The sequence below is a fragment of the Paenibacillus septentrionalis genome (assembly GCF_042659865.1).
In the GTDB taxonomy this organism is placed as follows: domain Bacteria; phylum Bacillota; class Bacilli; order Paenibacillales; family Paenibacillaceae; genus Pristimantibacillus; species Pristimantibacillus septentrionalis.
Map to the genome: position 1 here is coordinate 757,219 of NZ_JBHSTE010000001.1, position 13,687 is coordinate 770,905.

Sequence of the window (13,687 nt, forward strand, 5' to 3'; positions counted from 1 at the left end):
TTCTGTCAATATAGCCATGACATAAGAATTAGCTGTTTGCGTAAAATCCATATTAATATATTCGTTATACTTCGATTGGTTCTAGTTGATCAACTAGCTTCACTAAGCTGCCAAACTCCAGCTCTGTAAACTTTTGATTAATTTTATCCCTATTGATACACCATGCACAATGCGCATCATCAAGCTCATCAAGCGGTGCTTCGCAATGAATGGTCGCCAATTTTCGAGACAAGTGAAGCATATCCAGATCACTTTCTATTTTTTTGCGAATAGTAGGAGATACCTGATCCAAATTACCCAACAAGCCTTCAATCGAGGTGAATTGCTGAATAAGCTTGTAAGCTGTTTTCTCGCCAATTCCTTTTACCCCCGGATAGTTATCGGCTGAATCCCCCATCAACCCCTTAACATCAATAACCTGAGCAGGTGTAAGTCCTCTCTCATCTAGTAAAAACTGAGGTGTATATAGCTGGTAGTTGCCGATCCCCTTTTTCATAATCGCTACATGTACTTTATCTGCTACAAGCTGAAGCATGTCGTGATCTCCCGTCACAATAACGACCTCATGCTCCTGACCTAGCTTAACAGCAAGTGTGCCCATGCAATCGTCTGCTTCATAGCCCTCTAATCCAATATTCGGAACATCGAAGCTCTCAACGACTTCCTTAACCAGATCAAATTGAGGAATCAAATCCTCAGGAGCCTGTGGGCGATTTCCCTTGTAATCACCGAATTGCTCCGTACGAAACGTCGTAGACCCCATATCCCAGCAGCATATAACATGAGTTGGCTGATAGGTTTGAATCGCATCTACGAAATAACGAACAAAGCCATGTACACCATTAACAGGTATGCCACTGCTTGTCCTTCTAATCTTCCCGGTGAATGATGTAGCAAAATAAGCTCTAAATAAAATAGCCATACCGTCTACCAATAAATAACGACGTTTTCCGGTCATTGTTCATCTCCCCTTCAAGCGTGCACTGAAACAAATGCCGCCAAACGCTCCGCGGCTTCTATTAAGCGCTGCTCGCTTTCTACTAAAGCAATTCTAACATATCCATCCCCTTGACTGCCAAAGGCATCTCCTGGAATTACAACAACTCCCGTTTCATCCAGACAGCGCTTGGCAAATACGCGTGCGCTCCAGCTTCCATCCGGACGGTCGCCATTCTGCAAGCTAGGCAGCTTTGCCCATACAAACATCGTGGCCGATGGCGGAGCTACGTTCCAGCCAGCCTGATGCAATCTAGCAATAAATGCATCTCTTCTTCGTTGATAGATTTCACCTGCTCGTACAAATTGAGTATCGTACATCGCTTCATCCAAGGCAACGATGCCTGCATCCTGTATTGGATCAAAAACCCCGTAATCAATATTGGCCTTCAATTCACTTAAAGCCGCAACCGCCTGCTTTTGTCCGACCATAAATCCAATTCTGCAGCCTGCCATATTAAAGCTCTTGGATAAGGAGTGAAATTCAACCGCGATTTCTTTTGCTCCATCAATCTGCATAATGCTTGGGGGAAGAAATCCGTCATATCCCATTTCAGAATAAGCTAGATCATGTACGATCAATATCTTTTTTTGCTTGGCAAATGCGACAAGCTTCTCGAAGAAAGCAAGATCAGCAACTGCCGTTATCGGATTATTTGGGTAATTCAGCAATATAAAGGATGCTCGCTCCCATACTTCTTCTGGGATACACTCCAATTGCGGCAAATATTGGTGCTCCTCTACTAATGGCATAAAATATGGCTCAACGCCTGCTAATGCTAAAGCAGCCGTATAGATCGGATAGCCTGGATCTGGAACGATGGCAAGACTGCCTCGTTCCGCTATCGCCATTGCCAAATGAGCCAGACCGTCCTGCGAGCCTGCCAGCGTGCATATTTCAGTAGCAGCATCCAATTTCACCTGAAAACGATGCTCCATCCATTCAGCGGCCTTGCTGCGGAACGGGAGTCCGCTTTTCAGCGCAGGATAGGCGTACATGTCTTCCTTCAGCACATATTGCGACAGTGCCTCTCTGACCTTGAGTGAAGGGGCTTGATCCGGGCTGCCGATTCCCAGATCAATAACATCCATTCCGTTGGCAATCGCCTGACGTTTCCACGCTGCTACCTCAGAAAAAATCGAAGAGCCGAGCTGCGATAACAATTGGACCATACTATTCCCCCCAAGCTTCCTTATAAAGCTCTTCCTTGTACCCTATCGTTACCTTCACACCGTCGGTTACAATAGGACGTTTAATAAGCATGCCATTGGAAGACAGCAGTTCAAGCTGTTCCTGTTCGGATAATGATGCCAGCTTGTCCTTTAACCCCATAGAACGATATACATCACCTGATGTATTAAAAAACTTTTTTAATTCAACTCCGCTGATCGCGAGCAGGTTTTTCAGCTCTTCCACTGTGGGCGGATTCTCAACAATATGCCGCTGGTCTAGCTCACGGCCTAGCGCTTTTAAAGTTTTAACGGCATTGCGGCAGGTTCCGCATTTCGGATATTCATAGATCGTCAGTTTTTTCATTGCTCTATTCCTTTCTTCATATATCGTATAAGCTGTTCCATATCTTCTGGCATTGGAGCCTGCCAGCTCATATAGTGCTTTGTCATCGGATGGTAGAATCCAAGCTGCTCAGCATGAAGCGCATGCCTGGTCATCAGGTGCTCTAGCTGCTCCTTTTTCACACTCTCGATTCCATATAATTTATCGCCTATTAAAGGGTGTCCGATGCTTCGCATATGTACTCGAATTTGATGTGTTCGCCCTGTCAGCAATTTAAGAGAGATGAGACTTGCTACATTAGAATCGGCATTCCCCCCACAATAAGACTCCTTTAGTTCGTAGATCGTCTTGGATGGAGCTCCGTTACTCGTCACAATACGCAAATGGGGTTTGTTAGGGTCACGCGCGATAGGGCCCTCAATACAGCCTTCTGAAGGAATCGGGGCGCCGTATACGATTGCAGCATAACGCTTGTCCACCTTGCCCTGCTGTAGCTGCTCTGATAGCTGCTGATGGATATACGGGTTTTTAGCTATCGCTACAAGCCCTGATGTTTCTTCATCCAGACGATGAATTGGACGAAATCGGTATTGCTTGCCTTGCTGCTGCCAATAGGCAGTCACGCCGTTAGCAAGTGTATTCGTATAATGTCCATGAGTTGGATGTACAACGATTCCTGCGGGCTTATTCACAATCAACAAAAAATCATCCTCGTATACAATGGAAAGTAGCATAGGCTGCGGCATAATATCCTCTGAGTATTCTTTTAGCATACGAAGCCTTATTACCTCTCCTGCTTGAACGGGGGCAGAAATATATACACGTTCCTCATTGATTGTCAAACCATAGTCCGTCATGCGCACAGCTGCAAGTAGCTTGCTTGAAACGCCAAATGCTCGCTCAAGGACGTCGCGGATTGTCTTTCCCTCATCTTCAGGAGTGGCAATTACCGTTAGCGGTGGATAATAATCCTTCAATAATTCTCTATTTTCTGCTGTTCCCCATTGACGCGCGGGCTTGTCATCATCTGATAAATGCTTGATTACTCGCCCTGTCCATTTACTCATTCTTTTTCTTCCCTTTAAATACGTCCGCACTTCTAATATATTGTGTATCCCCAACATGCAGTAAAGCATTCGCACGTCTTGCCGCAGCAAAAAAATAGTCAGACAAGCGGTTTAAGTAGGCCAGAACAGCCTCATTGATTGGTTCTTGCTGAGCCAGCGCTACCGTCTGTCGTTCTGCTCTGCGGCATACCGTTCGACATACATGAAGGGCTGCCGATAATTCAGAGCCACCAGGCAGGATAAACTTCGTTAACTCGGGGCTTGCAGCCGTATGCTCATCAATCCATGCCTCCAGGCGAGTGATTGGCTCCTCACCCACCTTGTATGGATGACTCTGAACGGCGTAGGCCAAATCAGAGCCTGAATCGAATAGCTCATGCATAACGTCTTCAAGCTGCTCTGCAATGAAGGCTGTCTGTTCATTGGCTCCTGCCTTAGCTGCTGCTAGCCCAACAAAGCTGTTGAGCTCATCTATCGTGCCATATGCTTCAATTTTCGGATCCGTTTTCAATACTCGTCCGCCAATCAAGCTTGTCATTCCTTTATCCCCACCACGCGTATACAGCTTCATTCTAGTGCCTCCTTATTATCTTTATGATAGGCAATAGGCTCGACAATGATGTCGAGCCTATTGCAGCTTGATGCTGAAACTATTGCTTCAGCTTATATACGAATTGTCCAATTCGATCAATCGCCTCTGTAAGGTTAGCGACACTCGTTGCATAAGAGCATCGCAGATGTCCTTCTCCTCCGAGACCAAACACATCACCTGGAACTGCAGCAACATTTGCTTCCTCCAGCAAACGCTGTGCAAACTCCTCACTCGTCAAACCTAACGACTTAACAGAAGGGAAGGCATAAAATGCTCCTTGCGGCTCATGGCACTCAAGTCCAATATCTCTGAAGCCCTGAACGACAAGGCGACGACGCTGATTGTACGATTCAACCATGCGGTCCTTTTCCTCAAGTCCGTTCGTTAAAGCCTCGATTGCAGCATATTGAGCCATTACTGGTGCGCACATTACCGTGTATTGGTGAATTTTCAGCATGGCAGCTATAAGATCTGGATGTCCGCATGCATAGCCCAAGCGCCAGCCTGTCATGGCAAAGGCTTTGGCAAAGCCGCTTACCAGAATGGTGCGATCCTTCATGCCAGGCATTGCAGCGAAGCTAACATGCTTGCTGCCATAGGTCAACTCTGCATAAATTTCGTCACTAATAACAATCAAATCATGTTCTTCTACAACTTTAGCAATTGGCAGCCAATCCTCATAGGTCATGATTCCACCAGTAGGATTGCTTGGATAGCATAAAATTAGGACTTTAGATCGCGGTGTAATCGTCTTTTCCAATGCTTCAGCCGTCAGCTTGAACTGATCCTTGGCATACGTTTCAATTCCTACAGACACGCCGCCACTTAGCGTTGTAATTGGCGAATAAGAAATATAACAAGGCTCTGGAATCAAAATTTCATCGCCTGGTGTGATTAATGCGCGCAGCGCAAGATCAATCGCTTCACTGCCACCAATGGTGACAATTACCTCATTGCTTGGCTCGTATTGCACATGAAAGCTAGAATCTAAATAATTGCAAATCGCTTCTCTAAGCTCTGGCATACCTGCATTAGAGGTATATTGTGTTTTTCCTCGTTCCAAAGACATGACTGCCGCTTCGCGTACATGCCAAGGTGTAACAAAATCTGGCTCTCCTACACCAAGTGTTATGACATCCTTGCGTGTGCTAACAAGATCAAAAAAACGACGAATCCCTGATGGTTTAATATTGCGAACTGCTGGATTAAGATAATCAGACATTTGCCGTGTTTGCACAGGTACGGATGATCGTTGCGATGCTTCCTTTGTCATCACGTTTCACCCTTCTTAAGGGGACACCATCATCCGATGATCACTTTCATGCTCTTCGAAGATAATGCCATCCTGTTTGTATTTTTTTAGAATAAAATAAGTTTTAGTCGAAAGAACTGCTTCAATTGTTGACAGCTTATTCGATACAAATGAGGCAACTTCCTTCAGGCTATCTCCTTCAATTTCGACCTGAAGATCGTAAGCACCCGACATTAGATATAACGATTTTACTTCAGGATATAAATATATCGATTCAGCAATTCTGTCAAAGCCGCGACCGCGTTCAGGTGTGATTTGTACCTCGATTAAGGCCGTAACCTTTTCATCATGCATTTTACTCCAGTTTACGATTGTAGCGTACTTCACGATCACATGGTTTTGCTCCAAGGCGGCAATCGCATCCTTGACCTCATCAACTGATGCATCTAGCATTGTGGCCATTAATTCTGGCTTGATTCTGGCGTCTTCTTGAAGAAGCGCTAGCACTTTTAATTGAAAATCTGAAATACCTGTCATGAAATTACCCCTTCCCACGTTTTGTGGTATAGCAAAACGCTATGTACGTTATTTTACACCGAATAGGTTAATCCTGCAAAGATAAAAAAGACCCTAATGGGTCTTTTTTATGCTGCATGAGCTTCATTTTAACTGAGAATGACACATTAATGCGTTGTAGACTGCATTTGGTTGCCTTCCTGCATGCTAAACGCACCAGCCTGCATGCCTTGCTGAAGCCACGATTGTGTTTGTTGAGCCATTTGTGTATAGGATTGAATTTGCTTGTCTAATTCTTTTTTAGGTGCTGTGCTTGGCGCTTCATACATGTTTGCTTGCGACATTGCTGTAAAAAGCTGACCTTGCATCATTAGCGTGCTGTTAAGCAGATTCGTAAACATTTGACGTGTTTCTGGACACGACGATTCTGTAGCAGCGGTAGCATATTCGCGCACCACACGCTTAAGATCCGACAATACTACTCCAACCAAATCATCTTCCGTTAGCTGTAATTGATTATTTGCCATCGTTTAACCCTCCAAATCTTGAAATTAGTTCATTGGAGCAACAGATTGATGCTGCTGCAGTGCTTGCATAAGTGTGTTGTAATTTGTTTGATGCAATTTTGTCATTTGCTCACAGCAGCGCTTCACTTCCGGATGGGTGGATGCTGCTGCAGCAGCTGCAGAAGTTTTCATCAATAAGTCTTCGTTAGACATGGAGTCAATTACATACTCAAGCTCTTTATTCGTCATTGGCTGCATCATAAGCCCTCCTCACTATTGTGCATATACTACTCCTTTAGCTTGTGCTCCAAGGCAAATCTCTATGCTGACAATAGTTAGAAGGCCGGCACACCTCGTGCCAGTGTACTTAAAATATATTCATGCTTAAGTACCGCTCTCCCGTATCGGGCGCGACGCACAAAACCCGCTTCCCTTTTCCAAGTCGCTTGCCTAGCTCTATTGCTGCCCATACGGTAGCTCCTGAGGAAGGGCCTAGCAATAGTCCTTCTTTCATAGCCAGTGCACGCATCGTTTGGAGCGCGTCCTCATCAGCAACCTGTATAATTTCATCATATATAGCTGTATTAAGTATTTTTGGAATAAAGCCTGGGCTCGTGCCTACAAGCTTATGTGGTCCTGGTTGACCGCCAGACAGCACAGGCGAGCCTTTTGGTTCAACGACAGCTACATACAGCTCTGGGAGCTTCTCCTTAAGTACTTCACTTGTACCAGTTATGGTTCCTCCTGTACCGGAAGAAGCAACAAAGCCATCCAGTCGGCCTTCACATTGCTCTAAAATTTCAAGCGCAGTCGTTTTACGGTGAATGTCTGGATTGGCTTCATTTTGAAATTGATTCGGAATAAATGCGTTCTCAATCTGTTTTTGCAGCTCCTCCGCCTTCTCTATCGCTCCAGGCATGCGCTTAGAAGCATCCGTAAGTACAACTTCAGCGCCATAAGCTTTCAACAAGGCAATTCTTTCCTTGGTCATATTGTCTGGCATAACTAAAATCATGCGATACCCTTTGACGGCAGCATTCATCGCTAGACCGATCCCCGTGTTGCCGCTAGTAGGCTCGATAATCGTAGCACCAGGCTTCAATATGCCTAGTCTTTCTGCTTCTGCAATCAGATTATAAGCAGCACGATCCTTCACACTTCCGCTCGGATTCATATATTCAAGCTTTACAATAATTTCGGCACAGTTCTCTGGCGTAATTCGCTGAAGAACTACACCTGGCGTATTGCCGACAAGTTCTAAAACATTGGTTACTACTTTTACCATATATTAAGCCTCCGATTGTGGTTTTGGCTTTAATACTGCTTGGGTTTTTCCGACGTCATCTCCACTATAGCGTTTGTGCTGTATATGAAATAACGGGCGCATAAAAAACCAGCCAATAATAGGAGCACAGCCAACCAACAGCAAGACCCATACCAATCCTACTTCAGTATTAACCCATAACACGTAAATAAAAAATGGAATTAGGCCTACGACACGACCTAACGTAAGGGCAATTTCTCGGAAGATAATCAACTCTTCGCGATGCGCTACCGATTCCTTGGTTGAACCAATCATATCAAATACCTTTGAAGTAATTGGAATAATATAGAGCGGATATAACAACGAAGTCCCTACACCAAACATAATCAATGCGCGGTAGTCGATTCTCCAAAAAAATGGAATGATGACAAGACTTAAAAAAATTACACCAATTAGCATAGCGTACTTTCGAAAGCTTGGCTTAATAAATCGACCTACAAGCCAAAAGCTTACAAGTGAAGTAAGAGAAGCCACGAGTGTATAGGTACCAACTTTGGCCTCGTCTCTAGTGGCCACGAATACGACCAGATTAATGAGGAACATAAATACACCCTCGCGTATGCCCTGCATCGTTACTGCGCCAAATACATATCGCCATTGCTTGTTTTCCTCAGTATGGTTGCGCCACCGCTTTAGAGGATACAGCCAATCATAGGTTCCTTGCGGCGGACGCTTTTTAATGAAAAAGCTTAATGCACCACAACAGGCAAAAATCAGTAAAGAAGCGGTAAATATAAGCGTATAGCCTCTCTGACCCGCTAGCCAGCTAATAAGCAAGCCTGACATCCAAGGCGCAATAATACCTGAGCCCGCTCCTAGCAGCCCTTGTGTTCCATTGAAGCGATCTCTCGTATCTGGCTCTGTAATTTCAAAATAAATGAGGTTATAAGCTACCCAGTAGCAGCCAAGACCTGCCCCGCTAATTATTCCAAGTATAAAAGGAAGCTGACTTGCTGATTCTTGCATCCATAATACTAAGCAATAAAAAACGCCTGAGAGCAAACATCCCGCTCGCAGGCAGTTAAGTTTATTCCCTTCTTTAATCCATTTGCCGCACAGATAGAAGGTCAGTCCCCCTATACTGTATTGCGCGAGTGCGAATAATGCTACTGTTAAGTATGATCCACTTGCTTTCCATAAGTATACCGGAATAAAGGTGCCTGAAAGGGCATTTGCAAAACCGAAGGATACATAAATTGCGAGCAAGAGCAGAGCCTGTCGATCTAACACTTTTGCCATGTCTATCGCTCCTCACTTATTGTAATTGCTCACAATAAGTTACCCCTCAACGAAAGTGCTCATACCCTTGGCACATCGTTTCCAATATTTTATTGCTCTTCAGCCGGAGACAACGCATCTAGCATTTGCTTGCGGTCTTCCAAGCTTAAGTAGCTGTCCGTGCGATAACAGGAAGGACATACATACCATATGACTTTCATCGTAGAACGGACGAGCGGCATTTCCGTTTCAGGCGCAATCTTTGCTTCAAATTCTCCTTGCTGTCCAATCACTTGCTGCCCTGCTTCAAGCATATATTCACGACAGTTGACGCATTCGGGCATCTCGTACTGCTCATTAAGCAAGTTCTGAATAGCACTGTTTGCAGCGATTTCGCGCTTGGATCGTAAAATGCCCCGATCATCATCATCCCAGTTATCTTCGTCCTCAAGATCATGGTCCATTGGATCGACTTGTTCAGAATTTTCGTTGTCAAAATCGGCATCAAATTCAAGTGTGCGATAACCGCTAATTTCGTTATCACAATGCGGACAGTATTTTTCAGGTCCAATCTCCGGGTCCCATACAATATCTGACTCACACCAAGGACAAATTGTTGTTGTTTCCATTACTCATTACTTCCTCTCTGGAACATAAACACGATTAGTTCATGTTCGATACATAAATTATTCCTATTAAAAAGAACAGGATCGATATGATCGTTAGTACCTTAGGTAAGTACTTCACATGAACACCTGCCTTCATTAAATTAAAATGGTCGAACCGATGACATACGATAACGAAATGGAAATGACCATGGCAATAAAGCCAACTGCACGATTATCACTAGCCAATTCTTTATCAATCTTAAATATCGGCGTCAAAAACTCAAACAAAAAGTACGCTATCATTAAAATTAAAAAGCCATATGCGCCCCAAAGCAATTGTTCGTAGATCGAGCTGTTCATCGAAATAGAAAATCTGAAAATATTACAGATACCGAAGATTTTCCCGCCTGTTGCCATTGCAACTGCCAAATTGCCATTTTTAATTTCATGCCAGCAGCGATACCTTGCGACTAGCTCGAAAATCGATAAAAACACAATTAATGACAATACTGCAACCGATACGTACACGATGGATGTTAAATATTCATTTTCCAACAACCAGTCGATTTCCGGATCCATGTTTCTCCCCTCACTTCATCTCGACTATTTTAACTCAGCAACGGTAACACCATTGCCACCTTCCCCATAATTGCCTGTGCGATAAGACTTGACTAGGCTATGACGCTGCAAGTATTGTTGAATGCCTGCACGCAATATGCCTGTGCCTTTTCCATGAATGATATATACCTGTCCCATCCCTGCCAGATAAGACTCGTCTAGAAAGCGATCGACCTCGATAATCGCTTCTTCCAAGGATTCACCGCGCAGATCAAGCTCCATACGAACGGTATCATCCTTTGTCCGCTTCAGGCTTGCAGCTTGCTTCTGCTGTTGCACAGGCTGCTGGCTTTTCGCCTGTAGAAGCTCCAGATCGTCAAGCTTCACTTTCATTTTCATAATGCCGAGCTGAACGGTTGCTTCTTCGCCATGTAGCTCTACAATATGTCCTTTGGAGTTCAGGCTGTATACCTTGACCTCGTCACCTGCAGACAGCTTTTGTTTTTTCCCGTCTCGCGGTGGTCTTGGCTTCATCTTAAGCTCAGGCCGAGCCTCATCCAATCTACGCTTCGCCTCAATCAGCTTATGCTCCTTAATAGAAGCGGCTTCGTCCATAGCAAGCTTGCGCAAATCAGTAATAATTTGCTCGGCTTCCTTGCGAGCTTTGCTAACGGCAGCATCCGCGTCAGCTTGGGCTTTTTCAAGAAGTTTTTCCTTTTGTTCGGCAAAGCGAGCAAGCTCCTGCTCATGCTTAATACGTTGCTGCTCCATCTGAAGTCGCAACTTTTCGGCTATTTCTCGATCAGACTCTGCTGATAATCGATGCTCTTCAAGGGAAGCGATCATATTTTCGACCTTCGTATCCTCTTCGCTTACTTCTCCCTTGGCACGCTCTATAATAGCTGTGCTTAAGCCAAGTCGCTCGGCGATAGCGAATGCATTGCTTCGTCCAGGTACACCAACAAGCAAGCGGTAAGTAGGACTTAAGGTTGCAATATCAAACTCCATGCTGGCATTAATGACGCCCTTGCGATTAAAGGCATATGCCTTAAGCTCAGAGTAATGCGTCGTCGCAATCACTCTGCATTCTTTCGCGTGAATATGCTCAAGAATAGCGATTGCAAGCGCCGAGCCTTCTGAAGGATCTGTCCCCGCTCCCAGCTCATCCAGCAATACGAGACTTTTAGAGGTCATCTGTTCCAAAATTCGAATAATATTGGTCATATGACTGGAAAATGTACTTAGGCTTTGCTCAATGCTCTGCTCATCTCCAATATCGGCAAATATCGCATCAAATACACAAAGCTGACTTCCTTCATCGGCTGGTACGAATAAGCCGGACATCGCCATTAAGCTTAAAAGTCCAACTGTTTTTAAGGAAACGGTCTTACCACCAGTATTAGGACCGGTAACAATGATGGAATGATATTGATTACCTAGCTCCAAATCAAGCGGTACAACCTTTTTCGGATCAAGCAACGGATGACGGCCGCGTTTAAGCTTCATGTAGCCCCGATCATTCATTTTTGGCATAATCGCACGCTGTGCATGTGCCAGTCTTGCCTTGGCAAACGTGAAATCGATATGACCGATTAGATCCTGATCATATAAAAAATCTTCTACACAATCACTAACGAGTGCAGTCAGTCGCTGTAGTATTTTTTCTATCTCGCGAATCTCCTGTACGCGCAGCTCACGCAGACGGTTGTTCATTGCAACGATAACCTCTGGTTCAATAAATAGCGTTGCTCCTGAGCCTGATTGGTCATGAACAATACCGCCAAAGCTCGAACGGTACTCCGCCTTAACCGGAATAACAAATCGGTCATTACGAAGCGTGATGATCGATTCCTGAAGCATTTTTTGAACAGACGAGGATCGAATCATCGTCTCGAGCTTTTCTCTTATACGCGCTTCTCCACCGCGTAGTTCTCTTCGAATAGCAGCCAGCTCATTACTTGCGGAATCCATTACTTCCCCCTGCTCGTCGATGCAGGCTAAAATTTCTTCCTCCAGCTCACGATGCTCGCTAATTTGCTCAGCATACGTCAATAAAGAAGGAATTGGATGTTCCTCATTCACTTGCTCTATAAAACGTTTCACGCGACGCGATCCTCGTGAGGTAGAAGCTACCTCCATTAGCTCAGAGGCGTTCAAAGTTGCGTGAATCCGTGCACGATGTAGTGAAGATGATAAATCGAAAATGCCGCCAAACGGGGCTGCACCTTTAAGACGATCAGCAGCATAAGCTTCATCAGTAAGCTGCAGCAATTGCTTCACTTGTTCCAAATCAGTTTCAGGGAAAAGCGCCTCAACTTTGCTTTTGCCCAGTGAAGTTGCAGCATGCGCCTTAAGCCGATCGATTATTTTGGAATACTCAAGTGTTGTCAATATTTTAGAATCCACGATAACACTCCTTAAACGTTTCATTAACCTTCAATAAGCATCTTTTCTCCAATTGAAAAGTGTATCGAAGCATTCTCACGCTTTATTATTATAGCTTAAAGTTTCATTTCTTGTACTATGCGATACATATTATTTTGTATTTTGGCAACACTGATTATAGATTTTTCGTACAACATGAAGTTTACAAAGAAATCATGGAGGTAGTTAAAATGAGCTTTCTTGGACATGTCGTTCGATTTGTAGTTTCTGCTTTAGTGCTTATGCTAGTTGGCTGGATTGTTCCTCAATTTACAGTCGGTGGATTTTGGAGCGCACTACTGCTTGCACTCGTAATTGCTGCACTTGGCTGGATAATTGAAGGAGTCTTCGGTAAAAAGGTTACCCCATTTGGTCGTGGAATCGTTGGATTTATCGTCAGCGCCTTAGTCATCTGGCTTGCACAATTTATTGTTGGCGGCGTTTCTGTCTCCATTTTGGGCGCGATTTTAGCCGCGCTTGTGATCGGGATTATCGATCTCTTTATTCCAAGCGGCAACCCTTATGAAGCTGCTGATCGTAAAAAGTAACCATTTCAACAATGACAAGGTCCTTCAGCCTATTGCGGTTGAAGGACCTTGCTTTATAAAAAGTTCAACACTTTGTCAATAGCTGTTCACTGGCAATCATTACATAAAGTGCTGTAATGAGATACAATGATAATTGATAATACAAACAAAGGGGTTATATTGTATGAAGAAATGGTTAGTCCTTGTTTTTGCTGCTGTTATGATGTGCGTGCTTATTGCGTGCGGTTCAGATACAGGTGGAAGCAAATCACAGCCAGAAGCTCCAATTCAAGTTTCAGAAGAAGAAATCGCCACCGGATCACTAGAAATTGTTGCTTCCAACTGGGAGTTTGATAAGGAATACTATGCGATTCGTGCTGGTGAAGCAATCGAATTGAACGTGAACTCTATTGAGGGCGTTCATGGCATCGAAATATTGAATACCCAATACAACAATATTGTAAACAACAAGCCAACAGAAATTACAGTAAATGAACCAGGTACATATGAAATCCGCTGCTCGATCCCTTGTGGACAAGGACATCGCACGATGATTACAAAGCTGGTCGTAGTTGGTTAATCA

General features: G+C 44.3%; 16 protein-coding genes. 2 read left to right on the forward strand and 14 right to left on the reverse strand.

Annotated features, from left to right (window positions below):
• Positions 1-64: 64 nt before the first annotated feature.
• The 14 genes from ACFP56_RS03505 to ACFP56_RS03570 all read right to left on the reverse strand — a co-directional run bounded on the left by ACFP56_RS03505 (position 65) and on the right by ACFP56_RS03570 (position 12,559).
• Positions 65-958 carry a 5'-3' exonuclease gene (locus ACFP56_RS03505; protein WP_379231161.1) on the reverse strand — a complete coding sequence of 298 codons (894 nt, stop codon included), beginning with the start codon at positions 956-958 and terminating at the stop codon, positions 65-67.
• A gap of 14 nt (positions 959-972) precedes the next feature.
• A complete protein-coding gene (locus ACFP56_RS03510) occupies positions 973-2,169 on the reverse strand; it encodes an aminotransferase class I/II-fold pyridoxal phosphate-dependent enzyme (protein ID WP_379231163.1) in 1,197 nt (398 codons plus the stop codon).
• A 1-nt stretch (position 2,170) separates the two neighbouring features.
• Positions 2,171-2,533 (reverse strand): arsenate reductase family protein, encoded by a 363-nt coding sequence (locus ACFP56_RS03515; RefSeq protein ID WP_379231165.1) that lies wholly within the window; start codon positions 2,531-2,533, stop codon positions 2,171-2,173.
• Entirely contained in the window at positions 2,530-3,579 is a 1,050-nt protein-coding gene (locus tag ACFP56_RS03520) for an RluA family pseudouridine synthase (RefSeq protein WP_379231167.1), read from the reverse strand. The genes ACFP56_RS03515 and ACFP56_RS03520 overlap by 4 nt, the downstream gene beginning before the upstream one ends.
• Positions 3,572-4,150, reverse strand: coding sequence for a cob(I)yrinic acid a,c-diamide adenosyltransferase (locus ACFP56_RS03525; RefSeq protein WP_379231169.1), 579 nt, complete (start codon positions 4,148-4,150; stop codon positions 3,572-3,574). The genes ACFP56_RS03520 and ACFP56_RS03525 overlap by 8 nt, the downstream gene beginning before the upstream one ends.
• 79 nt (positions 4,151-4,229) lie before the next feature.
• On the reverse strand, positions 4,230-5,444 hold the full coding sequence (locus tag ACFP56_RS03530) for an aminotransferase class I/II-fold pyridoxal phosphate-dependent enzyme (protein WP_379231772.1): 1,215 nt from the start codon (positions 5,442-5,444) through the stop codon (positions 4,230-4,232).
• Positions 5,445-5,459: 15 nt separating this feature from the next.
• Positions 5,460-5,960 carry an Lrp/AsnC family transcriptional regulator gene (locus ACFP56_RS03535; protein WP_379231171.1) on the reverse strand — a complete coding sequence of 167 codons (501 nt, stop codon included), beginning with the start codon at positions 5,958-5,960 and terminating at the stop codon, positions 5,460-5,462.
• Between the two features lie 146 nt (positions 5,961-6,106).
• Positions 6,107-6,466 (reverse strand): spore coat protein, encoded by a 360-nt coding sequence (locus ACFP56_RS03540; RefSeq protein ID WP_379231173.1) that lies wholly within the window; start codon positions 6,464-6,466, stop codon positions 6,107-6,109.
• Between the two features lie 24 nt (positions 6,467-6,490).
• The gene (locus tag ACFP56_RS03545; protein ID WP_379231175.1) at positions 6,491-6,706 is read right to left on the reverse strand and encodes a hypothetical protein; all 216 of its coding nucleotides are present in this window, start codon (positions 6,704-6,706) and stop codon (positions 6,491-6,493) included.
• A 106-nt stretch (positions 6,707-6,812) separates the two neighbouring features.
• The gene (gene cysK / locus ACFP56_RS03550) at positions 6,813-7,730 is read right to left on the reverse strand and encodes a cysteine synthase A (protein WP_379231177.1); all 918 of its coding nucleotides are present in this window, start codon (positions 7,728-7,730) and stop codon (positions 6,813-6,815) included.
• A 3-nt stretch (positions 7,731-7,733) separates the two neighbouring features.
• Entirely contained in the window at positions 7,734-9,008 is a 1,275-nt protein-coding gene (locus ACFP56_RS03555; protein WP_379231180.1) for an MFS transporter, read from the reverse strand.
• A gap of 89 nt (positions 9,009-9,097) precedes the next feature.
• Positions 9,098-9,616, reverse strand: coding sequence for a hypothetical protein (locus ACFP56_RS03560; protein ID WP_379231182.1), 519 nt, complete (start codon positions 9,614-9,616; stop codon positions 9,098-9,100).
• A gap of 135 nt (positions 9,617-9,751) precedes the next feature.
• Positions 9,752-10,174, reverse strand: coding sequence for a DUF350 domain-containing protein (locus ACFP56_RS03565; protein ID WP_379231184.1), 423 nt, complete (start codon positions 10,172-10,174; stop codon positions 9,752-9,754).
• Positions 10,175-10,198: 24 nt separating this feature from the next.
• A complete protein-coding gene (locus ACFP56_RS03570) occupies positions 10,199-12,559 on the reverse strand; it encodes an endonuclease MutS2 (protein WP_379231186.1) in 2,361 nt (786 codons plus the stop codon).
• 209 nt (positions 12,560-12,768) lie between these two features.
• Here ACFP56_RS03570 and ACFP56_RS03575 point away from each other — a divergent pair, with 209 nt between their 5' ends.
• Together ACFP56_RS03575 and ACFP56_RS03580 are read left to right on the forward strand one after the other, a co-directional pair.
• Positions 12,769-13,125: a phage holin family protein gene (locus ACFP56_RS03575; RefSeq protein WP_379231188.1), complete on the forward strand. Its 357-nt coding sequence runs from the start codon at positions 12,769-12,771 to the stop codon at positions 13,123-13,125.
• A 163-nt stretch (positions 13,126-13,288) separates the two neighbouring features.
• Positions 13,289-13,684 carry a cytochrome C oxidase subunit II gene (locus tag ACFP56_RS03580; protein ID WP_379231190.1) on the forward strand — a complete coding sequence of 132 codons (396 nt, stop codon included), beginning with the start codon at positions 13,289-13,291 and terminating at the stop codon, positions 13,682-13,684.
• The last annotated feature ends 3 nt before the right edge of the window (positions 13,685-13,687 follow it).

Bases quoted from the DNA above. Each gene is read 5' to 3' on its own strand.
- ACFP56_RS03560 (WP_379231182.1), bottom strand. From the start codon at position 9,616: ATGGAAACAACAACAATTTGTCCTTGGTGTGAGTCAGATATTGTATGG.
- ACFP56_RS03515 (WP_379231165.1), bottom strand. From the start codon at position 2,533: ATGAAAAAACTGACGATCTATGAATATCCGAAATGCGGAACCTGCCGC.
- ACFP56_RS03520 (WP_379231167.1), bottom strand. From the start codon at position 3,579: ATGAGTAAATGGACAGGGCGAGTAATCAAGCATTTATCAGATGATGAC.
- ACFP56_RS03555 (WP_379231180.1), bottom strand. From the start codon at position 9,008: ATGGCAAAAGTGTTAGATCGACAGGCTCTGCTCTTGCTCGCAATTTAT.
- ACFP56_RS03510 (WP_379231163.1), bottom strand. From the start codon at position 2,169: ATGGTCCAATTGTTATCGCAGCTCGGCTCTTCGATTTTTTCTGAGGTA.
- ACFP56_RS03565 (WP_379231184.1), bottom strand. From the start codon at position 10,174: ATGGATCCGGAAATCGACTGGTTGTTGGAAAATGAATATTTAACATCC.
- ACFP56_RS03530 (WP_379231772.1), bottom strand. From the start codon at position 5,444: ATGACAAAGGAAGCATCGCAACGATCATCCGTACCTGTGCAAACACGG.
- ACFP56_RS03525 (WP_379231169.1), bottom strand. From the start codon at position 4,150: ATGAAGCTGTATACGCGTGGTGGGGATAAAGGAATGACAAGCTTGATT.
- ACFP56_RS03580 (WP_379231190.1), top strand. From the start codon at position 13,289: ATGAAGAAATGGTTAGTCCTTGTTTTTGCTGCTGTTATGATGTGCGTG.
- ACFP56_RS03545 (WP_379231175.1), bottom strand. From the start codon at position 6,706: ATGATGCAGCCAATGACGAATAAAGAGCTTGAGTATGTAATTGACTCC.
- ACFP56_RS03505 (WP_379231161.1), bottom strand. From the start codon at position 958: ATGACCGGAAAACGTCGTTATTTATTGGTAGACGGTATGGCTATTTTA.
- cysK (WP_379231177.1), bottom strand. From the start codon at position 7,730: ATGGTAAAAGTAGTAACCAATGTTTTAGAACTTGTCGGCAATACGCCA.
- ACFP56_RS03535 (WP_379231171.1), bottom strand. From the start codon at position 5,960: ATGACAGGTATTTCAGATTTTCAATTAAAAGTGCTAGCGCTTCTTCAA.
- ACFP56_RS03540 (WP_379231173.1), bottom strand. From the start codon at position 6,466: ATGGCAAATAATCAATTACAGCTAACGGAAGATGATTTGGTTGGAGTA.
- ACFP56_RS03575 (WP_379231188.1), top strand. From the start codon at position 12,769: ATGAGCTTTCTTGGACATGTCGTTCGATTTGTAGTTTCTGCTTTAGTG.